The organism is Neoroseomonas terrae (assembly GCF_018129025.1).
In the GTDB taxonomy this organism is placed as follows: domain Bacteria; phylum Pseudomonadota; class Alphaproteobacteria; order Acetobacterales; family Acetobacteraceae; genus Neoroseomonas; species Neoroseomonas terrae.
In genome coordinates this window covers 1-23728 of the sequence record NZ_JAAEDI010000042.1, presented here as the reverse complement: position 1 = coordinate 23728, position 23728 = coordinate 1, and the positions used below count along the sequence as shown (strand labels likewise).

Here is a 23728-nt window from a genome sequence, read left to right as displayed (position 1 = left end):
GGGATATCCAATGAAGCTTGCGACATTCGAGATCAATACACCGCTCGGTCCACAACGACGCGTTGGCGTCGTGATGGATGCCGGCATTGTCGACGCGACCGCAGCACGTAGTGCGCTGCTGGAGCGCCAGGTGCCCGCCGCCGCCGCCGCGCGTATCGGCGCCGCTCAGGTCCCGCCCGAGATGGTCGACTTGATTGGCATGGGCGAAACCGGCCTTGATTGGGTGCGTGAGGCGGTGGCCTATGTGCATTCGCGCGGCCAGGAGGCAACCGGTGTGGGCCAGCGTCTGGTCCACGCCATGGATGCCATCACCCTCCTGGCTCCCGTGCCGCGCCCCCCTGGTATCGCAAACTTCAGCTGCTGGCCGGCGCACGGCAAGGCCGGCGCGGAACGCGGATCCGTACTGAAGCCCGCCGAGGAGGGGGGCGGGATCCTGCCCTATTGGAAGGGCAATCCAGATTCCTATGTCGGCCCGGGGACCACGTTGCGGCCACCCTCCTATGGCCAGACTAGTGACCTGGATGTCGAATGCGAGTTTGTCGCCATCGTTGGCAGTGGCGGTCGCAACCTCGATCGCGACGCCGCGCGGCGCGCTATCATCGGCTTCACGATCGTCAATGATGGCAGCAGCCGCACGAGACAATTGATGGAGATGAAATCGGGCCGGGGCCCTGCCAAGGGCAAGGATTTTGATGGCGGTAACATCATGGGTCCCTGGATTGTCACGCATGACGAGATCGGCGACCTGCGCGACCAGCGCCTGTCGCTCTCGGTGAACGGCGAGGAACTGTCTAGCGCAAGCACCGCCGACATGAGTCGGGATTTTGAGGACATGCTCGGCTATCTATCGCTGGAGCAGACTATTCGTCCTGGCCATGTCATCAGCTCCGGATGTTACCACCGGGGCTGTGGCATGGACCTGAAGCGAAGTTGGCAGTCGGGCGAACGTGTCGAACTGCGTGTCAGCGGCATCGGCGCGTTAGTGACGATGATCGGGTAGTCAACGGCGCGATGGCCAGACTTCGTTCTTGGACCGGATGCTTGCTTGCCGTTTCAGATCTGTCCGTCTGCCGAGCTGACACCTTCCGTACCTCGGCCGACCCGCGACCGACGCGCCACGAACTGACGGATTCAATCCGATCGGGGCGCACCACCCTTGCCGAGGTACGGCTAGCTAGTCCGCCCCTCGAATCCCGGCGCGCCGGATGATTTCTGCCCAGCGTGTCAGGTCATTCTCCATCGTGGCCCGGAAGGCAGTCGGGCCAACGAAAAAGCTGTTGAATCCGGCGACCCGCAGTCGCTCTTGGAGATCAGGCTGCTGCATTGCGCCGCGAATCGCGCTCGATATCTCGGTCACCAACTCGGGCGGCAAGCCAGCCGGGCCAAGCACACCGTACCAAACATTCGCTTCGTAGCCGTTGAAGCCGGCTTCCGCGATGGTGGGAACGTCCGGGAGGTCGCGCCAGCGCTCCGCGCCGGTTGTGCCAAGCACGCGGAAGCGGCCATCACGGATCATCGGCAATGCGAGCAGCGGGTTCAGGAACATTGCATTCACCTCGCCCGTCATCACCGCCGTCTGGCCGTTGGAGGTGCCGGGATACTGCACATAGGTGAATTCGACGCCTGCACGTACTGCGAGCTGCGCCGCGGACAAATGCGGCGAGCTCCCGATCCCCGCGGTCGCAAATGTCACGCCTCCCGGTTGCTCCCTTGCGCGGCCGACAAACTCGACCAAGGTACGCGCGGCGAAGTCCGCATTCACGACGAGCAGCAATGGGTATGAGGCGATTTGTGCCAGCGGCGTGAAGTCATTGACTGTGTGGAAAGGCAAACGCGGCAATAGCGTCGGCGTTTGTACATGCGTCGAGGCAAGCAGGACGAGAGTGTAGCCATCGGGCGCGGAGCGGGCCACGGCGCCCGCCGCGAGCGTTCCGCTGGCCCCGGGCCGCGCTTCCACCACAACGGGCCGACCGCCCCAACCGATGCTCAGCTTGTCCGCCAGCACGCGCGCGATGAGATCGGTCGGACCACCTGCCGTGTAGCCTTGCATGATACGGACCGGACGATTTGGATATGCACCGCCAGCCTGGCCCAACGCGGCACCGGGAAGCAGGCTCGCGGCCGCTGCGGCGATGATGCGTCGGCGCGGGAGATGTTGGGCGTTCATCCTGGACCTTCCTCCACCACGTCGGGATCAGGTTGGCTCCTGAAGCGCCGACCGAGACTGATAATTACTGGCGCAGCCCCAATCCCCGCGCGATGGTGCTGCGCAAGATCTCCCGCGTGCCGCCGCGGATCGAATAGGACGGTGCGTTCTGCGTCACATCGGCCAGCGCCGCGGCGAGTTCGTCCTCGGCCTCGGGATCGCCCTCCACTGGCGCCAGTTGGCGCACCATGTCAGGCAGGGACTGTTCCAGCGTGGTGCCGAGGTCCTTGACCATGGCGCCCTGCAGCGCGGGATCCTGGCCCTGCTGCAGCATCGCCGCGACCGAGCGGGACATGCGTCGCAGCACCATCATGTGCGCGGCATGGCGGCCGAGTTCGAGGCGCGCGCGCTCGCCAGGGTCGGGACCAAGCTGCCCCACCAGCGTCCGAAACAGCTTGAAACCTGCAAGGAAGCGATCGGGTCCGCTGCGCTCCAACGCCAGTTCGCTGGTGAGCTGCTTCCAGGCATTGCCGGCCTTGCCGATGACCGCGCTGTCCGGCAGCAGCATGTCCTGGAACAACACTTCGTTGAAGTTGGTGTCGCCCGCGAGGTTGCGTATTGGATTGATCGTCAGGCCGGGCGTCTTCATGTCGACGAGGAACTGCGTGAAGCCTGCCTGGCGATCCTTCGGATCAGCGTCAGCACTCCGACAGAACAGAATCATGTAGTGGCTGCGCTCGGCGTAGGAGGTCCATATCTTGGTACCGTTGACGCGCCAACCGCCGTTGGTCTCAACGGCGCGCGTACGCACCGAGGCCAGGTCGGAGCCGCTATCAGGCTCACTCATGCCGATGCAGAAGTAGCATTCGCCGCGGGCGATGCGCGGCACCACCTCGTGCTTCTGGTCCTCATTGCCGAAGCGCAGCAGCAACGGGCCACTTTGCCGATCGGCGACGTAGTGCGCGTTGATGGGGGCGCCAGCGGCCAGCATTTCCTCGAGCACGACATAGCGCTCAAGCATGCTGCGCTCGTGGCCGCCGTACTGCTTCGGATACGTCATGCCGAGCCATCCGCGAGCACCGACCTTCCGGCTGAACTCGGGGTTGAAGCCGCCAAGGGTGCCGGAGCGGTCACGGCTCAGCCCAGGCTTGAGCTCCGCGCGGAGGAAGGTGCGAACCTCCTGGCGCAGCGCCTCCGCTTCCGGCGAGACCGGCGGGGCATCGAAACGCAGCAGGTCCATCACGCTGCCTCCGTGCCTGTCATTGCAGGCCAGATCCCGGCAGGCTCGCGGCCCGCGACGACGGCGCCGACGAGCGGGTACCACTCGGTCTCGTTGCCGAACTCGTCCCGCCAGGACCAGAGCCGGCGTGTTGCCCAGTTCAACGGGTACTCCCAGGTAAAGCCAATGGCGCCATGCGCCTGGTGCGCAATGGCAGCGCCGGCGCTGGCGGCTTCGGAAGCGCGGCCCTTGGCGGCGGCGATCATCAGCATGTCCGGCGTCGCGGACAGTGCTTCGGCTACCATGCCAGCGGCGGCGGCGGCGGCACCGGCCTGGCTCGCCAGCAGCGCGAGGTTGTGCTGGATCGCCTGAAACTTGCCGATGGCGCGGCCGAACTGCACGCGCTGGCCGGCATATGTGACGCTAAGCTCCAGCGCCCGTTCGAGCGCGCCGGCAATCTGCGCTGTGCGCATCGCGGCGCCGAATGCACGGAGCACGTCGTAGCCGAAGGGGCAACGGGCCACGGCGCCTACTGGCAACGCGGTGTCCACGATCAGCGTGTCGCGAGGCTCGAGCGCAGTGTTCCCGCCATGGATGATCGCGGCCGCATCGCGCGGCAGAAGAGCGACGTGGAGCGCGCCGTCGTCCGTTTCCGCCAGCACCGCGATGGATGTCGCATGGCGTCCCCAGGGTACGCGTGTGGCACGGCCCGCGAGATGCCAGCCATCGCCACGTCGCTCCAGTCGCAAGGTCTCGCCACGCACGACCGGCGCGATCGTCATCGGGCCGGTCGACACCTCGATACCGCAGTTTGCCATCATCCAGGCTGCGCAAAGCGTCTCAGCCAAGGGAACCGGTGCCGCATGCTGTGCGGCGATCTGCAACAGGCCCATGGCCTCGGGCAGCGACAGCCCGGCCTCAAGCGGCTGCGTGAGCCCGCTGTCCTCCAAGGCCTGCCAAAGGGCCGCCGGCCACTCACCCGCTTCGGCGGCGGCATGCACGGCCCTGTCGACGTGATCTGAGAACAGCCGCGCTGCGGTGTCCTCAAGCATGCGCGTGACGTCGTTCATCTCGTCCTCACTCGCCCCGGAAATGCGGGCGGCGTTCCTCGGCGAAGGCACGGGCCGCCTCGCCATGATCCCAGGTCATCGCTGTCAGCATCTCGAGCCCATGCGAGGCGTCGATGATCATGTTCAGCTGCTGCTTCAGCCACGCATTCACCGAAAGCTTCGTCCACCGCACCGCCCATTTCGGCTGGGATGCCAACTCCGTGGCGATCGCGCGTGCCATCGGGAGCACCTCATCCTTCGGCACCGCATGGTTCACCAGGCCGAAGGAGGCTGCCTCCGCGCCTGTGGCGATACGACTGCGCATCAGGAATTCCTTGGCGCGGTTCGGTCCGATCAACAGTGGCCAGAACACCGTGCCGCCATCGCCGGCAACCAGGCCAACCTTGACATGGCTGTCGCCGATCCGCGCCGCATCCGCCATCACCGAGACATCCGCGATCAGCGCCAGCGTCGCGCCGAGCCCCATCGCGTCGCCATTAACTGCAGCGATGATCGCCTGGGGTACATCGAGCATGTTCTGGCACATCCGCTTCGCGCGGCCGAACCCCTCGATGGCATGGCGCCGACCTTCCTCGGTGCCGGCGCGCGCCGCCATTGCCTTCACGTCGCCGCCGGCCGAGAAACTGTCGCCAGCACCCGTCAGCAGCACCACGTCGATATGCTCATCTGCGGCAATGTCGAGCCAGATGCGCTCGATCTCCGCGCGCATCACGGGGATCATGGCGTTGCGCGCTTCGGGACGATTCATGGTGACGGTCGCAACGCCTGCGTCGATCTCGACGCGCAACCATTGGTAACGCTCGGTCCAGCTCATGCGGGATCTCCGCCGCCGAGCACGATGAGTCCGTCGACAGCGACGACGCCCTCACCGTCGTGGCGCACGATCAGCGGGTTGATCTCCGCTTCCGCGACTTCCTCGAGATCAGCCAGTCGCGACAACGCCGCGACCGCCTCCGCGAGCGCGGCGACGTCGCCGCGTGGCAAGCCGCGATAGCCGCGGATCAGGGCAAGCGAGGCAACTTCCTGGATCATCTCCGTCGCCGCGGCGACGGTGACCGGTGCCATGCGCACCGCGGCATCGGCATGGATTTCCGCGAGCACGCCGCCCATGGCTAGTGTGACGATCGGACCGACATGCGGGTCGCGGCGATAGCCGAGCAGCACTTCGATCAGGCCGCGCGTCTCCATTCGCTGAACCAGGATGCCCTCAATCCGCGCGTCGGCCTTGTAATCGCGGACTCTTGCCAGGATACGTGAGGCAGCATCACGCAGCTCCTCCGGCGAGCCGATACGCAGCGCGACGCCCCCGGCCTCGGTCTTGTGGGGGACGTCCGGCGACAGGATCTTCGCGACCACCGGATAGCCGATGGAGGGCGGCTCGGCGTCCGGTTCCATCACCGCGGACTCCGCCGTCGCAATGCCGAGGGTGGCGAAGGCGACGAGTGACTGTCGCTCGTTGCGCGTTCCGTCGGCACTGCCGAGACCATCGCGCAGTGTCGCAGCCAGCTTCGGCGCCAGCGGTTCGCCGCGCACACCCGGCCCGGTCCAGCCGAGATAGGCAGCGATCGCATCGGCGCAGGATTCCGGCGTCCGGAATCCCGGCACGCCGGCCTCGGCCAACAGTTTCAGCGACTGCTCGGCGTTCGGCGCCAGGAACACTGCGCGCGGTTTGTCGCCCGTGGCATCGATGATGGGCCGCACCGTGAGGTCGCCCCGAAACTCGGCCGAGTTGCCGGTGACGGTGAGGACCAGCTCATTCTCCGGCGCGGCCTGCATGGTCTCCACCGCCGCACGCATCGCCTCATAGCGCGTGCCAGCCATGGTGAGGTCGAGCACCTGGCCCGGCTGCACCACGACGTCCTTGGTGTGCAACGCACTTAGCACCGCCGCGGAGGGTGGCGTCACCGTCACGCCGAGCGTGCCGAGCCGATCCACTACCAGCGCTGCGCCGCCGCCTGTCGTCGTCACCACGCCGACCGCGCCGCCGCGCCGCTTCGGCGGTCCGCGGCGGCCGATCAGCGCCGGCAGTTCGAACAGCGTCTCAATGTGATCGACCCGAACGATGCCGAGATGCTTCAGGAAGGCGTCAGCAGCGCGGTCGGAGCCGACGATCGCGCCTGTATGCGACACAGCCATCTGCCGCCCCGCCTCTGATCGCCCGAGCTTGAAGGCGAGGATCGGCTTGCCCTGGCGATGCGCCAGTTCGGCGAAGCGGGTCATAGCTGCGCGGTCGCGGATCGTCTCGATGAACAGCAGAAAGGCTTCGGTTTCGGGATCGTCGGCGAAGGCAGCGCCAATCTCGCCAACCGTGAGGTCGGATTCATTGCCGATCGATATGGCCTTGGAGAAGCCGATGCCGCGGGCATGGCCGCGCGAGATCAGCGTGCCCATCATGCTGCCGCTCTGGGAGATCACCATCAGGCGGCCGGGGATCATGTCAGCACGGATCAGCGCCGGCGTGGCCGTCAACGGCATGGCATTGTGGAAGTTCACGAGGCCGAGGCTGTTCGGCCCGACGATGCGCAGCCCGCCGGCACGTGCGGCTTCGGCAACCTGGCGCTGCTTCTCCAGCCCCTCTGGGCCCGCATCCGCGAAGCCGCCGGCCAGTAGGGTCGCCACGCGCACGCGGGCGCCGATGCAATTGCGCACGGCATCCAGCGCGTCATCGGTATTGAGCAGAATGTAAGCGTGGTCGACGGGACCAGGGATGTCGGCAAGCGACGCGTAGGCGCGTTCGCCCTGAACGGACTCGCGGCGCGAATTCACCGGATAGACGGGGCCCGCATAGCCATGCTTGCGAAGGTAGAATAGCGGGCCACCGCTGAGCCGCGAGGCATCGTTGGTGACGCCGATCAGGGCGATGCCGCGTGGCGTAAAGAGGGCCTGCTGCCACGTCGATGGCGCCATGTTCTCGTCGACAGCGCCGGTCGGCACATCATCGACATTTCCTCTCGTCACCGTTTCTCGTCCCCTAGGCGTCAACGTTGTGCGCCATATAAGACAAAAGTCTACTAATAGATCAAGCGCTCCTTGATCTTCGTGTCGCATGCGGGACGGGACGTCGGTGAATGAGATCTCCCGACGCTTCTTAACGCTGGGGGTTAGCCGCAGCGCTAGGCGGTCATCGGCAATCTACGGTGTGATCGATCGGGCTACCGGCGGTGACCACGTCTGGCGGAGTCGCTTTGGCCGGCGCGGACGCAGCTGAGCCGCCGTCGCGCATGTTGATACGCGGCCCGCCAAGGCGGCAATGACGGTTTGCGTTGGCGGCAACGCGCAACTCCGAGGATAAAGAAGGTTGGATGAGTATCCGCGAGTGCTGTTGGCCTGTGTATCTGCCGGCGCAACGGCCATAGCACCGTCACGCAAAACAGCCTGGTCGCAGCTTCAACGCCGATGCCGTGATTGCAAGGTTACGCCTAGTACTCAGCATGCAGTGAGGATATCGACCGGCCAACTAATCCCACGACTGAATCTCGCGGGTTGCTGCGATGAGCGCCTTCCCGAGCGTCGGAAGTCTAGCAACGGGGAGATCCTCTTTGCGTCCGAGAACGCAGACGGCGTACTGAGTCTGCCCAAGACGTGCTGGAATGGCACAGCCCGCCGCATTGACGTCGGTGGCATACTCTCCGATCGCAGTCGCATATCCATTGGCACGGATCATTGCGAGGCTCTTGAGCAATGCCGGTTGCCAATCCGAGGAACGGGGCTCATTCGGATCCGTCGCAATCGCTATCGCTTCGTCGTCCCCATTCAAGGCTAGAAATGCCCGTCCGAGAACCGGCGCTGTCATGGAGAAGACCTCGCCGATGGGAATCTGGACCTGTCCTAATCGGCGTTCGCCGATAAAGAGGCGATCGATGATTACAATACCCTTTCTGTCCAGGAGAAGTTGACCGACAACGCACAACAACCCTCGCGGATCGGCGATGACAGACTTCACGGCCAGTGGAATATTGGCACGAAACTCGGATCGGATCGGATAGCTTGTCCGGGCTGCATAGCCCAGCTGTACCAATCGCGGTCCAAGTTTCCAGATGGCGCGACGTTCTTCTTTGATAACGATGCTCTCAGCAAGCATCGTATTAAGGACATTGAAGCAAATACTTTTACCTAAGCCCAAAGACCGGGCGATTTCCGTAAGCCCTGCCCCTGAGGGATTTTTCGCCAGGTAGCTCAAAACGGCTATTGCGGTCGTAACGGCAGGCGCTTTCGGCTTTTTCGGGTCTACTGCGAGCGCGTTGGTGTCGGTCATTGTTCTCCTAATAAAATTCGTCCCGAAGAGCGTCAACGGCATCGATGTCAGGAGTACTCAGTCGCGTCCTGCGTACGCGGTCCGGCGGCGGCAATCGGCGCGTCAGCGCCTACACGTCACGGACACTGTCAGCGCGCGGCCGGCGCGCGCAACGCTACATCGGTGACGACGGCGGAATCTAGCGGGGTCAATCCAAGATTCGGTATTGCGAAGATTCTTCGCAGGGCCGAATATGTGGTATGGCAACGCCCTTCCTGACGAAAACAGGTGCTGATGCTGGTTACATTGCTGGTCGCTCGGCTGACTGTCGTCCGAGCTGCGATACCGGCCGCGCCTCGCTCGTCAAGCGACGGCGGGCGAGAGCCATCCCTTCGCGCAGCATCGAGCCCCGAGGCGCCGTGTGCTTCTTTGGCCGGCATGCGCCGATGCTCAGGCCTTGTTTCGCCGCGATGAATGGAAGCGGGCAAGGCGTGGCCAACCTCCAAACAAAACATTGCTCATGTGAGGAAACGCGCGATGACAGCATCACTGTCGCGTAGGCAATTGGCTTTCACCGCCGGTGCGGCCGCGTGGCCCGTGGCCGCCTCGGCGCAGGCCTATCCGAATGGTCCAATCCGGATGATCGTTCCCTACGTCGCTGGTGGGAACTCCGATGTCGTTGCGAGGCGCATCGCGGCAAAGCTCGGCGAGCGGCTCGGCGTACCGGTAGTGGTCGAAAATCGCACCGGAGCCGGCGGCGCGATCGGCACCGAGACTGTCGTGCGCGCCGCGCCGGACGGACAGACGCTGCTGTTCCACAGTGCCGCCGTCGCCATCGAACCATCGATGCGCAACGACCTTTCCTACAATGTCCGCGAAGACCTGGTCCCGATCACCCAGATCGCCGAGACGCCCTTCGCCTTCCTGGTCAACAACACTGTGCCAGCCCGCACGATCCCGGAGTTCATCGTCTACGCCAAGGCCAACCCGGGTAAGCTGAACTTCGGCACCCCTGGTGCGGCAAGCTCTGTGCACCTTTCCATCGAATGGTTCTGCAAAGTCGCAGGAATCGAGATGGTCCATGTGCCCTATCGCGGCGCGGCGCCAACCCTGCTGGCGCTTACTGCCAACGAGATCCAGCTCGTTCTCGATGCTGTCTCGACCGCTAAGCCGCACGCCACATCGGGCATGTCCCGGGCGCTGGCGGTGGCCTCGGCACAGCGATCCACCGCCTGGCCAGAACTTCCTACTGTAAAAGAAACCGGCGTCGACTACAGCATCAGCATTTGGCACGGCTTTTTCGCGCCAGCCCGCACCTCGCCGACCATCGCTGCGCGGCTTAACACCGAGATCCGCGGCGTGATGGAAGATGCCGAGATGAAGCGCTGGAGCGAGCAACTCGGGCTTCAAGTGACGACGTCGCCCGATCCAGCCGCGTTCCGTGCATTCTTCTTGAATGAAATCAATCGCTGGGCGGAGATCGTCCGCCAGACCGGCGTGCAAGGCTGAGAATACCGATGGCCGAGATGTTGCTCAACCCCCACCCTGAGATCAGGGAGGCGGTGAACCGGATCTGCGCGGGCTTCGACGTGAACTACTGGCGCCGATGCGAGGAAGAAGGTCGCGTCGCAACCGAGTTCTTCGAGGCGATCCGTGATGCCGGCTGGCTCGGCATCACCATGCCAGAGGAGTATGGCGGCGCGGGCTTGGGCATGACAGCCGCGGCGACGCTGATGCAAACCATATCGGAATGCGGGGCCGGCTGGACCGGCGCCACGGCCGTGCACGGCTTCATCTTCGGCCCACATGCGCTTGTCGTGCATGGTACGAAGGAACAGCGCGACCGCTTCCTCCCGCCTCTCGTGACTGGCGCTGAGCGGCCCTGTTTCGCAGTGACGGAACCGAACACCGGTCTCGACACCACGCGTGCGAAGACGCGCGCGGTCCGTGACGGCGGCATCTACAGGCTGTCTGGCGAGAAGGTTTGGATCACCGGCGCGGCCGTCGCGGACCGCATGTTGATCCTCGCCCGCACCACGCCGATCGAACAGACGGCACGTCCGATGGATGGTCTTAGTCTGTTCTACACAGCGATCGATCGCCGCTACATGGAGATCCGGCCCCTGCCGAAGCACGGGGTGAACAGCATGGCGTCGTGCCAGCTCTTCATCGATGATCTCCCGGTACCCGTCGAGGACCGGATCGGCGAGGAGGGCAAGGGCTTCCGTTACCTGCTCGACAGCATCAATCCCGAGCGCATCCTGGTCGCCGCTGAGGCGATCGGGCTCGGGCGCGCCGCCCTGTCCCGGGCCGCGACCTATGCGCGGGAGCGCATCGTGTTCGATCGGCCGATCGGCCAGAATCAGGCGATCCAGCACCCGCTCGCAAAGAACTGGATCGAGCTCGAGGCGGCCAACCTCATGACCTTCAAGGCCGCGGCACTCTACGATGCCGGCCAACCCTGCGGCGCCGAGGCCAATGCTGCGAAGTATCTGGCAGCCGAGGCCGGTCACGACGCGTGCCGCCAGGCGGTGATCACCCATGGCGGCTTTGGCTACTCTAAGGAGTTCCATGTCGAACGCATGCTGCGCGAGATTATGATCCCGGTGCTGGCACCAGTCGGGCAGCAGCTCGTTCTGTCCTATGTTGCCGAACGTGTCCTTAACCTGCCGAAGTCCTACTGATGTTGCCCAACGCCACCAAGTTGACGCCGATCCTGGACGCACGCCGCGTCGCCATCATTGGCGCGACCGCCGATACCACCAAGCTCGGCAGCCGGCCGCAGGAGTTCATGATCCGCCACGGCTACGCTGGATCGATAGTCCCGATCAATCCGCGGCGCAGTGAGATCAATGGCCTGCGTGCCTTTCCTTCACTGCGCGCGGTGGGCGAGCCGGTCGACCTCGCTCTGGTGCTAACGCCCGCCAACCAGGCACTGGATGCGCTGGAGGACGGCATCGCCGCCGGGACCCGCGCCTTCACCTTCTTTGCGGCTGGCTTCGCGGAGCAGGACGAGGCCGGTGCGGTACTGCAGCAGCGGATCATCGCGCGGGCAAGGGAGGCGGGCGTCGCGATCCTCGGTCCGAACTGCGTTGGCGCAATGAATGCACGCACACGGCTCTGCGCGACGATCAACTCCGTCGGCCTGGTCATGGCCATGCAACCGGGCCCCTTCTCCTTCGTCAGCCAAAGCGGCGCGATCGGCGGGTATTGGCTCGACAAGGTATTGAAAGCCGGACTTGGTTTCGCGCGCTGGATCACCTCCGGCAACGAGGCCGACATCACCATGGCGGACTGCATCGCGCATCTCGCGGAGGATGGCGATACGGAGGTAATCGGACTCTACCTAGAGGCGCTGCGCGATCCGGTGGCACTGCGCGCGGCGCTGCGTCTGGCGCAGGCCCGGGGCAAGCCGGTGCTCGCGCTTCGCTCGGGTCGCTCTACAGCGGGGGCGGAGGCGGTGCAGTCGCATACTGCGGCGATCGCCGGCAGCAATGAGGTGACCGCCGCCTTCCTCGCTCAGTACGGCGTTATCGAGGTCGCCTCGGTCAACGAGATGGTCGATGCGGCAAAGTTGCTGCTGTGGCAGCCACGCGGTGTCGTAAGGGCGCCGGCAATCGTTTCAGTCTCGGGCGGCGCTGGCGCCTTGCTGACCGATGCGGCGGCCAGCATCGGCGCCGAGATCCGTCAGCCGGACGCGCAGACACAGACAGCCATCGCCGACGCGCTGCCGAGTTTCGGCAAGCCCCGCCTGCCGCTCGACCTGACCGGGGCGGTCGGCACGGACCCGACGCTGCTGGGCAAGGTCCTGGGGCCGCTGGCGGCGAGCGGACTCTATGACGCGGCGCTGATCTTCATCGGACTGATGCACGACACAGCCCCGGTTCTGTCCAAGGCGATCACGGACTACGCCGCCACGGCATCGAGGCCGCCAATCGTCATCTGGATGTCGGCGCCGGATGGTGCGATCGAGGCGCTGCGGCAGGCCCGCATCCCGCTGTTCGATGATATCGTGGACATGGCGCGTGCGTTGGATCGCGCCAACCGCGTGGCGGCCGCCCTGGAGCGGCCGCTTTCAGCGGATCGCGAGGTGGCGCCAAGGCATACCGGTGCCGCACGGGCACTGTCGGAAGCGGGCGCACACGCTTTCCTCGCCGGCGATATCACCGTGTCGCTGCCCGATGAGGTATTGATACGCGACCCGGCGGAAGTTCCCGCTGCCACGGAACGTCTCGGCTTCCCGCTGGCCTTGAAGCTTCAGAGTCCGGCGATGCTGCACAAGACGGAACACGGTGCTGTTCTTCTTGGCGTCGACAGCGTCGATGCCGCCCTCGATGGCGCCAGGCGGCTGCTCGACATAGCCCGGCGCCTCGATATCCCGACGGAAGGCGTGCTGTTCCAGCGCATGGTGCCGCACCGTGAGGAGCTGATCCTCGGCCTGCGCGCTGATCCGCAGCTCGGCCCGTTGCTGATGGTCGGCCGCGGCGGTGTCGATGCGGAATTCGAGCGCGACGTGGCTATCCGCTTTCTCCCGGTCTCGATCGACGAGATCGAGCATGCGCTACGCAACCTGACGATGGCGCATCGGTTGACCGGATCGCGCGGGCGCGAGAGCTTCGACACCGCGGCGCTGTCGCGCGCCATCGCGGGCCTCTGCGCACTATACGAGAGCCGGCCCGAGATCCTTGAGATCGAGATCAACCCCCTCGCGCTGGTGCCGCCCGGCGACCTGGTCGCGCTCGACATGGTCGTGCACGTTGCCGGAGGACAGGCCGATGACTGAACCACAGGTCCGTTGCGTGGTGGCCGACTACGTTGCCACCGTCACGCTGGACCGCCCCCCCGTGAATGCGCTCAGCCCGCAGATGCAGGCCGAGATCATCGAAACCTTCGACCGCCTCTCCGACCGCGCGGATGTTCGTGCGGTCGTGCTGACCGGCGCCGGTCGCGTGTTCTGCGCTGGCGCCGACATCAAGGCACGAGCAGGCCGCAGCTTCGGCGAGGGCGAGCGCTGGTCGCACAACCGCAGCATTCGCGAAGCCTTTCACGCGATCGCCGAATGCCGCAAGCCGGTCGTGGCGGCGATCAACGGACCGGCGCTCGGCGGCGGGCTTTGCTTCGTGGCATCGTGCGATATTCTGGTTGCGGCGGAGGGGGGCAGCATCGGCCTGCCGGAGATCGATGTCGGTCTGCTCGGTGGCGGCCGGCATGCCATGCGGCTCTTCGGCCATTCGCTGACGCGCCGTATGATGATGCTCGGCTATCGTGTATCCGGGGCCGAGCTGTATCGTCTGGGCGTGGTCGAGGCCTGCGTGCCTGGGGCGGAGCTCATGACGGTGGCTGACGACTTCGCACGGGATCTTGCCTCGAAAAGCCCGGCTGCGTTGCATTTGGCCAAGCGAGGCCTGAATGCGATTGAGGAGATGAGCTTGCGGGATGGCTACCGCTTCGAACAGGACATGACAGCGGAACTCGGCAACCATCCGGACTCGCGCGAGGCAATGGCGGCCTTCGCTGAGCGCCGCCCACCACGCTTTATGGGATCCTGATGCCTCCGGACGGCATAGAGCCGCTAGAACCACCAGCACCTGACCGGCTGGTCGGCGCGCTCCAGTCAGGGTTGCGGGTGCTGCGCTATCTCTGCTCCCGCGACACGCCCGTCGGGGTGAACCAGATTGCCCGCGAGCTCGGAATCAATCCCAGCACCTGCTTTCAGCTTCTGAAGACGCTCGTGCATGAGCGGCTTGCGGTGTTCGATCCGAACTCAAAAATGTACGGTGCCAGCCTCGGTGTCGTGGAGCTGGCGCAGGGCCGCTTGACGCGCGACGCGTTCATTCCCCTGGCGCGTCCGTTCCTGGAATCGCTAGCGACCGGCTTCGGCGTCACCGCCGCGCTGTTCCGCCCGGTGCAGGGGCGTCGTGTCGTTCTGGTGGATTTCGCCGAGGCACGCAGTGCCGTTCGTATCCATATGCCGATCGGCCAGCGCATGCCGATGCTGTTGGGCGCATTTGGACGTTGCTTCGCGGCGAAGCTGAATCTTCCGCGACCGGAACTTCGTGCTGAGTTTCGTACCCTTCGCTGGCAAGATCCGCCAAGCTTCGAGACGTATTGCGCAGAGGTATCCGCTGCGCGTCGCGACGGTTTCGCGGTGGATCGCGGCAATTACGTGCGCGGTGTCTGCATTTCCGCGGCGCTGGTGGAGGGGGAGCGCGGCGAAGCCGTCGCGGCGATCAGCTGTGTCGGTTTGAGCGCGCAGCTGGACGAACCGCAGCTGCACGCGTTGACCGCCAACTTGCGGGATGCGGCACGCCAGGTCTCCCAAGCGTTGTCAGGTCGCTTCGGATGATCACTCATGAGAGCCTGGCCGTCGGCGTCGTCCTCGGCCGCCATGAGTATCGCTTCGACGGAGATGCATTGCGCCAGTGGCTATCGCTGTTTCCCACTGATGAAGATGGTGACGTAATGCCACCCGGAATGACGGCGGTCGTTGCCATGCGAGCATTCGGTGCTGTTTTGACGCCCAGAGCGCCGGGAAATGTTCATGCGAGCCAGAAGTTCGAGGTCGAGCGACTACCACTTCTCGGCGAGACACTGGTTACCGCCGTATCGTGCGTCGAGAAGTCACTTCGACACGACCGCCGTCGCGTGACCATCCTGACGGAGACCAGCGACACCTCGGGAGGCGTGTGCTTCCGCGGTACGATGGGTGTGATCTGGGCGTCATGAGCACTGAGATCTCGATGACGGTCGATAGGTCTGCGATTCTGGCCTACGCGGGCATCACGGATGATTTCAACCCGATCCATGTGGATCCCGTATTTGCGGCGACAACAAGCTTCGGCCGACCAATTGCTCACGGGATGCTCTCACTCAACTTGATCTGGCAGGCGCTACGCGCCGGACCCGGGCTAACAGATGGGGTCGAACTCGAGGTCCGATTCAAGCGACCAGTTGCCGAAGGCATGGTGATTTATGCAGGCTGCTGCCGTGCGGAACGCGGCGACGTCTTTGACGTCTGGGTGCGCGACCAGGATGGCGACCAACTCATCACGGGATCTGCGAGACCTCGCACCTTCAGGACCCATGGCGAGGTCGGCGCGGCTGGCCCTTTGCTGCCAGCGTAGGGCGATCCGGTCGAGACTGCACGACTGCAGGCATCCCGAATGCCTGGGCTGACCTTCCCGGCACGTGCGCCTGCTCGTGTCAGCACCGTCTCGACTTGAACACCTTCCTCGGGCGACGGATGCTTAGACACGTCGCCTGCACGCTATCCTAATAACGCCGCGGCCATGTCCCGCAACTTTGCGCGGTGAATCTTCGTGTTGTTCGCGCTCTCGATGACAGGAAACTCGTCAACACGAACAAAGCGGACGGGCACCTTGTACGTTGCCATCCGCGCGACGCAGAAATCCCGCAATGATTGCTCCGGCACGGACCCTCGGTCCTGCGCGATCACAAATGCGACCGCGTGGGCCTTGCCACCCTGCTCCACTGCGACAGTCTGGCACTGATTCACCATGGGATGCTCGAGGACGACGGCGTCAATCTCCGCAGGATTAACGAGAAAGCCATTGACGCGAAACGCCTCACCAAAGCGTGTCAAGTACGTGAAGCTTCCGTCAGCCTCGACGGTCCCGAGGTCGCCCGTGCGAAAGAAGCCGTCGGACGTGAAGGCGGTGGCGGTCGCTTCCTGATCGCCAAAATAGCCCATGGTCACGCTGGGACCCTGGATCTCGAGTTCGCCCGCTTCACCAGGAGCGCACAACTGCCCGGTGTCCGGATCACGGGCTCGAACCTGCGCCTCGGCGGAAACCGGTTGACCGCCACCGGCAGCCATTTCCAGGGTACTGCGACCGCTCTGTCGACGTGAAAACAGGGCCTGTACTTCTGACGATCCGTAGATGCCGGTGATCTTCAGATGATGCTCCTCCGCAACCGGCACGAGGCCCTGCGCGCGCGAGCCAATGATGACATTGAAGCCACGCGGCAAACTGGACGGCAGAGCGCAGATCCGCCGCACCATCTCATCGGTAAGTGCTGCACGCCGGATCCCATGTCTCGCGATAAGCATGCTCGCTACCTCTGCATCAAATGTGGCGTGCATCGCCAATGGTCGACCAGCGAGCAGATTCGCCATGGCCTGCGTGAACCCGTAGGTGCCGCAAAGCGGGAGCATCTGCAGCGTGCCGGCTGTGTCGTCAGCAAAGCCGAAACCCGACGCCACATCCGCCGCATGCGCCATGACAGACTCGTGCGTGTGCATGACCAGCTTGGGCCGCTTCGTGGTGCCTGAGGTCGTAAACAGAAGACAAGGCGCGTCCGCTGTCCCATCATTCCTGTCCATCGGCCGGCCGTCGAGCAGGAATTCGGTGTTCAAGACCGGTCGCCCCGGCAGTGCATCCGTCATGGCGCCGACCGCGATGATCGTCTGCAGATTCGGCAGATGCGGCAGGCACTCTTTGAGCACGCCGCTGAAGTCGATCGAGCGGAAGTCTGGCTGGTAGATGATCGTTCGCGCCTCTGTCCTGGCGAGAAGGTCGCCGATCTCAGCGCTACGGAACCGCGTGTTTGTCAGGAGAGCAATAGCGCCGAGCCTTGCCGAGCCAAAGAAGGCCCCCAGCCAGTCGGGCGTATTGGGCAGCCAGATTGCCATCCGGTCGCCGCGACGAATGCCGATACGTTCGAAGCCCGCGGCGTAGCGTCGAGCCAGTTCATCGAGCTCAGCGAATGTCATCGAGCCGCACGCAAAGTGCAGGGCCGGCGCATCCGGCATTCGATGAGCAATGCGCGCCAGCGCCGTCGACAGTGACACGGACATGCTCACGAATTCTCCTCTTCTTTTGTCGGAGCGGGGACGGCCGTGGGCTCCCGTTGGGCCGTCGTCGGATCGGGCGTCAGCTCGCCTCGGCTCCACTCGTCATTCAACGCCCTGGATACCCGCCGCCCGAATGACGTGCCCCCAGCGCTCGAAGTCTTCCTCAATGATCCGGCCAAACGCCGCGGGCCCTACATAAGACGGTTCGAAGCCGCTCGCCTGTAGGCGGGCCTGCACCTCAGGGATCTCCATGGCAGCCTGAATAGAATCGGCGATCCGCGCGAGGAGATCAGCCGGCAGACTTGCTGGGCCCAGAAATCCGTACCAGACCTTTGCTTCATAACCGGGGAAGCCGGCTTCCGCGATGGTCGGCACATCCGGCAGGTCCCGCCAGCGATGCGTGCCCGATGTACCAAGTGCGCGCAGACCATCGTCGCGCACCGCTGGAACGGCCAGTAGCGGATTCTGAAAGAGAGCATCCACCTCACCGCGGATGATGGCCGTTTGCGCGGTCGATGCGCCATTGTACGGCACGTAGGTAAACTGCACTCCGGCTTGCACAGCGAGCTGCGCGGCCGCCAGGTGGAAGGACGTGCCGACGCCGACGGTTCCCATCGTCAGTTCGCCGCGCCGTTGGCGCGCCAAGGCGATGAGTTCCTGGACCGTCCGCGCCGGAGAGCTTGGGTGGACAACGAGGATGAGGGGGTGAGACACCACCTGCGCGATGGGCGTGAAGTCACGCTGCACGCTGAACGGTAGGCGGGGGATGAGCAGCGGCGCCACCGCATGCGTAGAGGCAACAAGCCCTAGGGTGTAGCCATCCGGCGCTGCGCGCGCGACGACACCTGCCGCGATCGTGCCGCTCGCGCCGGGACGCGCCTCGACCACGACCGGCTGCTTCCACGCCACCGACAGGCGGTCGGCCAGCACGCGGGCGGTCAGGTCCGCTGGCCCGCCTGGTGCGTATCCCTGAATGATGCGGACGGGTCTGGATGGAAATGCCGATGTCTGGGCCTTCGCTTGTGAAGGCATTAGCCATGATGCGAGTGGCGCGACGAGTAACGCTCGTCTGCCCACGTCCCCTGTATCGATCATCAAGCTTTCCTCCTTTTTTTGGGCCGCCGAACCGGCAGTGTTTGCTGCGGGGGCAGGCTATTAGGTATATTGAGCGATGTTATCGTTCGCTCGATTTGCGGCGCGCCGCATGAGGGCCGGCCTGGACTGCGGTGGATCAGTAAGCGACGCGCTGCAGACACCGGCCAGCTGCTTTTGTGCGATGTTCCGAAGAACCTAAGCGAGGCGGCTGACACTCTTCGCTGCGGAAGGCCCATCGTCGGCATCTTTGCCGCGGGACAGGAATGAATTGATCCCATCCGTGGACCCGGCCGTGGACGAAAGGTCCACGGCATAGCGCTGGAACTCCTGGTACGATTGGAGCCAGGATCCGTGTTCCGCTTTGTTGGCCATGATTTTGGTCGTCCGAAGACCGCTTGATTTGTACTTGGCCATGCGCATGGCCAGCGCATGGGAAGCCGCCTTGACCTCGGCTCTCGGCACCACCTGGTTGAAGAAGCCGGAGGGAGCGAGCTGCTCGCCGCTGTAGGCATCGCCCGTGAACATCATCTCGCGCAGCAGGGCTTCCGGCATGCTCAGCCGATTGAAGAAGCCTGTGAGCCCGGCAGCCATGCCCCGCTGGATCTCCGGCAGACTGAATGTCGCTTCCTTGGCGCCGACACGCATGTCGCACAGGCTCGCCCAAACCATGCCAACGCCGATGACCGGCGCATCCAGGGCCCCGATAACGGGCAGAGGAATATTGTAGAACGCGAGCATGGCGGCATTGATGGCGGCGTAGCGCTCGGCCCTGTCATCGCCTGTCCTGCTTCGCAACTCCTTGAGGTCGGCGCCGGCGCACCAGGCCTTTGCCTCATCCGGGCACGTCACGACAAGCACCCGGATGTCGTCCCGGGTGGACAGCGATTCCGAGACCTCGCGAAGCTCCGCGTAGACCTCGTCGGACATGGCATTTACGGGCGGTCGCGCGAAGCGGAGTGTCGCAATGGCGTCGCTGTCTACCGTTACCTGGAAGAACTTCGGCATCGGGCGTACCTTCCTATGATGCTGCATTGAGTCGAATAGAGCCCTCACCGCCGCGATACGTCCCAGGTGGCGGGGCCACTTCCATGCCCAGCTTCTTCAGGCGAGCGTTCAGTCGAGGCAGGACCTCCTGACCGAACAGCGCCAGTTCCGGGAGGTAGTCGTAGAGCGTGAGGCAGAGTCCGTTAGGCCGGGACGCCGCGACGAACGCCGCAAGTTCATTGGCGACTTTATCGGGCCCGCCAACGAACGCCCCTTCGAACACGGCCTGCTCGATGTTCTCCCGCTTCGCTAACCACTGATCCGCTTCCTCTGCGGACCCCATGCCGCGCGCGATGAATTGCTTGCGCATGATCCCGAGATCGCAGTTCTCCGCGATCTCATCGCGGAGTGCCTCGGCTTCGGCGTCGGTCTCGCGAAGAAGGATCCGTTGCAAGGCGACGTAGCCGACCTTGCGACCGGAGGCGGCGACGATGCCGCGCCACTTCTCGGCGCGCTCGCTTCGGGTGAACAGGTAGTCCGCCTCGCGTGCCGCAAACGACATGCCGGTGAAGGACTGGCCGGCGTTGACGATCAGCGGCGCGGGTTTCTGGACGGGAAGGGGGCGCGCTGCGGCATCGCAGATCTTGAAGTACTCGCCCGTGAATGTGCAGCGGCCGGTTGCCCAGAGTTCACGAACGATCTGCAGCCATTCTTGGGTGTAAGCGTAGCGGTCTCGCCGGCCCTCCAGAAGGTCGATGTTCATCGAGCGGAACTCGTCCTCGTTCCAGCCGCTGACGACATTGAGGATGAGACGGCCGTTCGAGATCTGATCGAGTCCCGCGCAGATCTTCGCCGCCACGACGGGGTGAATGAGATTGGTGTGGATGGTCGTCATGAGCGCGATGCGCGACGTTGCCTCGGCCAATGCGCCAACGAGCGTCATCGTATCGAGGCTCGCACCCCAGAACTCAATCCGATCGCCCTGCATCCCCTTCCAGCGTGCCGGCGGAAGCACGAAGTGGAGCCCGATCTCCTCCGCGAGAACCGTGATCCTGCGATTGTAATCGTAGGTCCATTCGGATGTTGTTCGAGCCGTGGATGGCCATTGGCCCCACGACATCGTTGGCATGAACAGGCCGATGATGAGCCGCGGGTCCCCCGGATCCAGCACGGTAGGGCGGCAATGCTCCAACGGCCTGGTCGCTGGGTCCGCGCTAGGTTGGTAAGGATTCAGGTCGATTGGTTGCTTCATCGCTTCCTCTTCATTCTTATCCCGGCGGCGGCGCGACCAATACCAAGCGTCGCGATACCGACCCAGGCGCTTTGAATGCCGCGGTTCACCCGGCTGGCCGCCTTGATCGACGTCGCAGGCGCAGACCGCCGAGCCGACCGACCAAGGTCGGTGGCCGATGTCGCCCTGTGCGCCTTAGACTGGGAACGCCGCGGTCGCCTCATGTGCTACATATTGCACAGCAGTTTTTTAAGAGATCAAGTCCTGGAGGCAGGATTGGAGCGCGCCCCGTTTCGGCCGGGCGCGTGAAAACCGACGGCCTAGGCTGAGAGCCTGATCGAACTATCGATCTACAGACCTGCTGTCCGAATTAGAGGAGGTGGCACCAGCAGCTTCGGACTGTTCGGGTGCTGAAGCTCAGGTGGTGATCGGGGCGAGTTCACCCGAAGACGGACGAATGCCGCACCACCTCAGCATTTCGGCGTGCGCTATGGATTCGAAGCAGGTGCCAAGGTTCGAGGTGACGGTAGAGTCGGGCGTTTTGTCACCGCGGACCTTAGCGACGTCGATCCGTGCGGCCAGATTGCCCATGTCGTCGGCCTCATCGGAGATCACTCTGGGTCACACGCACCGAGCGACGCGAAGTGGCGCGCCCCATCGATGCCCAGGGGCGCCCGGATGGCGCGGCGATTGACTCGGAGGGCGGGTATTGGAGCGCGGGGGTCTCGGCGGGCCGGCTGAACCGGTGGCTTCCCGACGGTACGCTGGATCGCGTCATCGACCTGCCAGTGCGCTCCCCCACGATGCCCTGCTTCGGAGGGCCAGGTCTGCGCACGCTGTTCGTCACCAGCCTTCGCGCGCCTGGTGCTGGCGCAAACTGTGGCCGCCTCATCATGATGGACGTAGGCGTTGCAGGTGCACCAGTCGGTACCTTTGCCGACTAGAGGCTGCCGACAATACTAAGGAATTCACCGCCCTTAGCATTGCTTAAAGCAGCGTCACGCCGACTATTCCTCTCTCATGCCGCTCTCAAAGAGCTTCCTCATGAGACTGTCATACCGTCGGCTCTGCGCCCATTACGACGATCCGTGTGCTGCAGCCGGCTTCCGGAAAGCAGACGTAGGTGACGTCGTCATCGGTGGCCATTCTTCCCTCCCATCCGCGCCTCACGGTTAGCCGAAGGCCTGACCGCTCGGTTTGCCGATTGCGCCTCGTTCCATCAGCACGTTGCTCGCCAGGCGATGTCGCGATTATCAAACAAGAATGGGGAGGGGGCACCCGGCGGGGAGGCCGGGCCTATCTGGGTCACACGGCTTCCAGAGCGTCGGCAAGATCGGTGAAGTTGTCGACGCAGCAATCGAGCCAGTTCTCGGCCGAGACGTCCGGTCGCGCGTCGGGGCCGAACTCCAAAGGGCGCGCGACGAAAGCCGTGCGCATGCCGAATGCCCTCGCGGCCTTCAGGTCGTATTTGTGGCAAGCGACCATCAAGATCTGGGAGGGCCGGTAGCCGAGATAATCCACGGCCAGTTGATAGACCGCGGGCGCCGGTTTGTAGCTTCGTGCCAGCTCAGCGCTCATGATGGCATCGAACGGCAGTTTCGCATGTTTCACCACGGCGATCAGCGCCGCCATGCCGGCGTTGGACAAGGTCGTGATGACAAAGCGGCGCCGAAGGCGTGACAGCGCCTCCACGACATCCGGCCATGGTTCCAGCTGCGTCCATGCGGCGTTCAGGTCGTCACGCTCCTGCAGCGTGAGACGCTCGTCGAGCCCATGTTTCCTGAGCAGCATGTCAAGCGCTTCGCGATAGATCTGATCGACCCGCATCCACGGCCGCCTGCCGGCGATGACATCGTCCAACGTCACCCGGTAGAGCGCGCGCCATTCGGCTACCAGCTCCGCCCAGTCACTCGAAAGTCCCCTGCTTCGATTGATGGCGATCCCGGCGCGCAGCACCGGCTGATAGAAGTCAGCGCAGGTGCCCTGGACGTCGAAGGCGATGGCCTTCACCTCCGCGCGCCAATGGCCGGGCTGTTCAAAAGCGTCGAGCATTCCAGGTCTCCCAGACGAATGTTTGTGTATCGAACGGACCAGGCTGCCCGTCCGTGCCAGTGCGGCAGGGATCGTGTGCCTGTTCCGCCGGCGTCGAGATGCGGGTGGTGGCGCGCTCGTGCAGTTGGGCGAATGCGGAGTTTGCCCCGCTCGGTCCTGACCTCTGCGATGTTGATGTGGAAGTAGCCGATCGGTTAGGCCTTGAAGCGCTTGCGAGCTGGCTTGTCGCCGTCGGTCTCGGGCGGTAGCGAGATGCCGTGACGCTTGAGGCATCGATGCAAAGCCGAGCCCGTCAGCTGCGGGATGGTCGGCTGCAAGGCGTAGAGACAGTCGTCCAGCGGCAGCAGGGTGTGACGGCGGAAGCAACGACAATCGCCTCCTGCTCGGCCGAGAGCGTGGTGGAGCCCGGCTCGGCCGGCCCGGTGCGCCGATCGGCGACATCGGCTCGCGCTCGCCATTTGGCGATCGTCTTCGGGTTGACCCCGTGCCGCCGGGCCAGAGCCCTCAGGCTCTCTTGACTATGCTGGATCGCGCGAGGACCGCCTCTGTCGTGCGGGCGCAGCCGTGAAGAACCTGGCCCATAGCGCGTCCCTCCATGGCAGGGAGAAGACGCACCATCAAAGCCTGGGACCAAGCAGCCCTTGACAAGCGCGAAGCAGCCTCTCCCAAACGCCGTAGTATCTGTTCGGGCGCATCTTAAGCAGATCGTGGGCGCCAGTCGGACATCTGAAGGCTGTGCCCTCCCAGTCTCTGGAAAGCGCGTTGTCGGCAGGAGAATACGATGATCTGCTGATCCTTCGCTTGCCGATGGAGCGCGTCGAACATTTTCTCGATGCGGTCATCGTCTGAGTAGACCAGGGCGTCGTCGAGAATGACGGGTGT

22 protein-coding genes and 1 pseudogene are annotated in these 23728 nt (G+C 64.3%); 9 read left to right on the top strand and 14 right to left on the bottom strand.

What is annotated here, in order from left to right:
* Positions 1-10 precede the first annotated feature (10 nt).
* The gene (locus tag GXW78_RS26295) at positions 11-1000 is read left to right on the top strand and encodes a fumarylacetoacetate hydrolase family protein (RefSeq protein ID WP_211871890.1); all 990 of its coding nucleotides are present in this window, start codon (positions 11-13) and stop codon (positions 998-1000) included.
* A gap of 174 nt (positions 1001-1174) precedes the next feature.
* Here the strand turns inward: GXW78_RS26295 and GXW78_RS26290 are convergent, their stop codons facing one another.
* The 6 genes from GXW78_RS26290 to GXW78_RS26265 all read right to left on the bottom strand — a co-directional run bounded on the left by GXW78_RS26290 (position 1175) and on the right by GXW78_RS26265 (position 8690).
* The gene (locus GXW78_RS26290; protein ID WP_211871889.1) at positions 1175-2167 is read right to left on the bottom strand and encodes a Bug family tripartite tricarboxylate transporter substrate binding protein; all 993 of its coding nucleotides are present in this window, start codon (positions 2165-2167) and stop codon (positions 1175-1177) included.
* Positions 2168-2231: 64 nt separating this feature from the next.
* Positions 2232-3386 carry an acyl-CoA dehydrogenase family protein gene (locus GXW78_RS26285; protein WP_211871888.1) on the bottom strand — a complete coding sequence of 385 codons (1155 nt, stop codon included), beginning with the start codon at positions 3384-3386 and terminating at the stop codon, positions 2232-2234.
* Positions 3386-4435: an acyl-CoA dehydrogenase family protein gene (locus tag GXW78_RS26280; protein WP_211871887.1), complete on the bottom strand. Its 1050-nt coding sequence runs from the start codon at positions 4433-4435 to the stop codon at positions 3386-3388. Before GXW78_RS26280 ends, GXW78_RS26285 begins: the two co-directional genes overlap by 1 nt.
* Before the next feature lie 7 nt (positions 4436-4442).
* Positions 4443-5249 (bottom strand): enoyl-CoA hydratase/isomerase family protein, encoded by an 807-nt coding sequence (locus tag GXW78_RS26275; RefSeq protein ID WP_211871886.1) that lies wholly within the window; start codon positions 5247-5249, stop codon positions 4443-4445.
* The gene (locus tag GXW78_RS26270; protein WP_211871885.1) at positions 5246-7393 is read right to left on the bottom strand and encodes an acetate--CoA ligase family protein; all 2148 of its coding nucleotides are present in this window, start codon (positions 7391-7393) and stop codon (positions 5246-5248) included. Before GXW78_RS26270 ends, GXW78_RS26275 begins: the two co-directional genes overlap by 4 nt.
* A 499-nt stretch (positions 7394-7892) precedes the next feature.
* On the bottom strand, positions 7893-8690 hold the full coding sequence (locus GXW78_RS26265) for an IclR family transcriptional regulator (RefSeq protein ID WP_211871884.1): 798 nt from the start codon (positions 8688-8690) through the stop codon (positions 7893-7895).
* Positions 8691-9206: 516 nt separating this feature from the next.
* Between GXW78_RS26265 and GXW78_RS26260 the strand changes: the two genes are divergently transcribed.
* The 7 genes from GXW78_RS26260 to GXW78_RS26230 are packed head-to-tail and all read left to right on the top strand — an operon-like array spanning position 9207 to position 15793.
* Positions 9207-10178 carry a Bug family tripartite tricarboxylate transporter substrate binding protein gene (locus tag GXW78_RS26260; protein WP_211871883.1) on the top strand — a complete coding sequence of 324 codons (972 nt, stop codon included), beginning with the start codon at positions 9207-9209 and terminating at the stop codon, positions 10176-10178.
* An 8-nt stretch (positions 10179-10186) separates the two neighbouring features.
* Complete coding sequence (locus tag GXW78_RS26255) at positions 10187-11353, top strand: acyl-CoA dehydrogenase family protein (protein ID WP_246522653.1); 1167 nt, start codon at positions 10187-10189, stop codon at positions 11351-11353.
* 20 nt (positions 11354-11373) lie between these two features.
* A complete protein-coding gene (locus GXW78_RS26250; protein ID WP_211871882.1) occupies positions 11374-13452 on the top strand; it encodes an acetate--CoA ligase family protein in 2079 nt (692 codons plus the stop codon).
* Positions 13453-13468: 16 nt separating this feature from the next.
* A complete protein-coding gene (locus GXW78_RS26245) occupies positions 13469-14218 on the top strand; it encodes an enoyl-CoA hydratase/isomerase family protein (protein ID WP_338147854.1) in 750 nt (249 codons plus the stop codon).
* Entirely contained in the window at positions 14218-15015 is a 798-nt protein-coding gene (locus GXW78_RS26240) for an IclR family transcriptional regulator (protein WP_272876914.1), read from the top strand. The genes GXW78_RS26245 and GXW78_RS26240 overlap by 1 nt, the downstream gene beginning before the upstream one ends.
* Positions 15012-15395 (top strand): hotdog family protein, encoded by a 384-nt coding sequence (locus GXW78_RS26235; RefSeq protein WP_211871880.1) that lies wholly within the window; start codon positions 15012-15014, stop codon positions 15393-15395. The genes GXW78_RS26240 and GXW78_RS26235 overlap by 4 nt, the downstream gene beginning before the upstream one ends.
* Positions 15392-15793 (top strand): MaoC family dehydratase, encoded by a 402-nt coding sequence (locus GXW78_RS26230; protein WP_211871879.1) that lies wholly within the window; start codon positions 15392-15394, stop codon positions 15791-15793. Before GXW78_RS26235 ends, GXW78_RS26230 begins: the two co-directional genes overlap by 4 nt.
* 143 nt (positions 15794-15936) lie before the next feature.
* Here the strand turns inward: GXW78_RS26230 and GXW78_RS26225 are convergent, their stop codons facing one another.
* The 5 genes from GXW78_RS26225 to GXW78_RS26205 all read right to left on the bottom strand — a co-directional run bounded on the left by GXW78_RS26225 (position 15937) and on the right by GXW78_RS26205 (position 21385).
* Positions 15937-17487 (bottom strand): AMP-binding protein, encoded by a 1551-nt coding sequence (locus GXW78_RS26225; RefSeq protein WP_211871878.1) that lies wholly within the window; start codon positions 17485-17487, stop codon positions 15937-15939.
* A gap of 99 nt (positions 17488-17586) precedes the next feature.
* The gene (locus GXW78_RS26220; protein ID WP_211871877.1) at positions 17587-18414 is read right to left on the bottom strand and encodes a Bug family tripartite tricarboxylate transporter substrate binding protein; all 828 of its coding nucleotides are present in this window, start codon (positions 18412-18414) and stop codon (positions 17587-17589) included.
* Positions 18415-18774: 360 nt separating this feature from the next.
* Entirely contained in the window at positions 18775-19584 is an 810-nt protein-coding gene (locus tag GXW78_RS26215) for an enoyl-CoA hydratase/isomerase family protein (RefSeq protein WP_211871876.1), read from the bottom strand.
* Between the two features lie 13 nt (positions 19585-19597).
* The gene (locus tag GXW78_RS26210; RefSeq protein ID WP_211871875.1) at positions 19598-20734 is read right to left on the bottom strand and encodes an LLM class flavin-dependent oxidoreductase; all 1137 of its coding nucleotides are present in this window, start codon (positions 20732-20734) and stop codon (positions 19598-19600) included.
* Between the two features lie 477 nt (positions 20735-21211).
* Positions 21212-21385, bottom strand: coding sequence for a hypothetical protein (locus tag GXW78_RS26205; RefSeq protein ID WP_211871912.1), 174 nt, complete (start codon positions 21383-21385; stop codon positions 21212-21214).
* Here GXW78_RS26205 and GXW78_RS26200 point away from each other — a divergent pair.
* Positions 21367-21738 (top strand): SMP-30/gluconolactonase/LRE family protein, encoded by a 372-nt coding sequence (locus tag GXW78_RS26200; RefSeq protein ID WP_211871874.1) that lies wholly within the window; start codon positions 21367-21369, stop codon positions 21736-21738. The two genes, GXW78_RS26205 and GXW78_RS26200, sit on opposite strands and share 19 nt — an antisense overlap.
* 361 nt (positions 21739-22099) lie before the next feature.
* Here GXW78_RS26200 and GXW78_RS26195 read toward each other — a convergent pair whose 3' ends face one another.
* The 3 genes and pseudogenes from GXW78_RS26195 to GXW78_RS26185 form a co-directional block, all read right to left on the bottom strand.
* Entirely contained in the window at positions 22100-22846 is a 747-nt protein-coding gene (locus GXW78_RS26195) for a haloacid dehalogenase type II (protein ID WP_211871873.1), read from the bottom strand.
* Between the two features lie 197 nt (positions 22847-23043).
* Positions 23044-23428 (bottom strand): annotated as a pseudogene (locus GXW78_RS26190) (transposase); the annotation flags it as partial.
* Positions 23429-23542: 114 nt separating this feature from the next.
* Positions 23543-23728: hypothetical protein (locus GXW78_RS26185; protein WP_211871872.1), on the bottom strand; the 186-nt coding region annotated here is incomplete at its 5' end.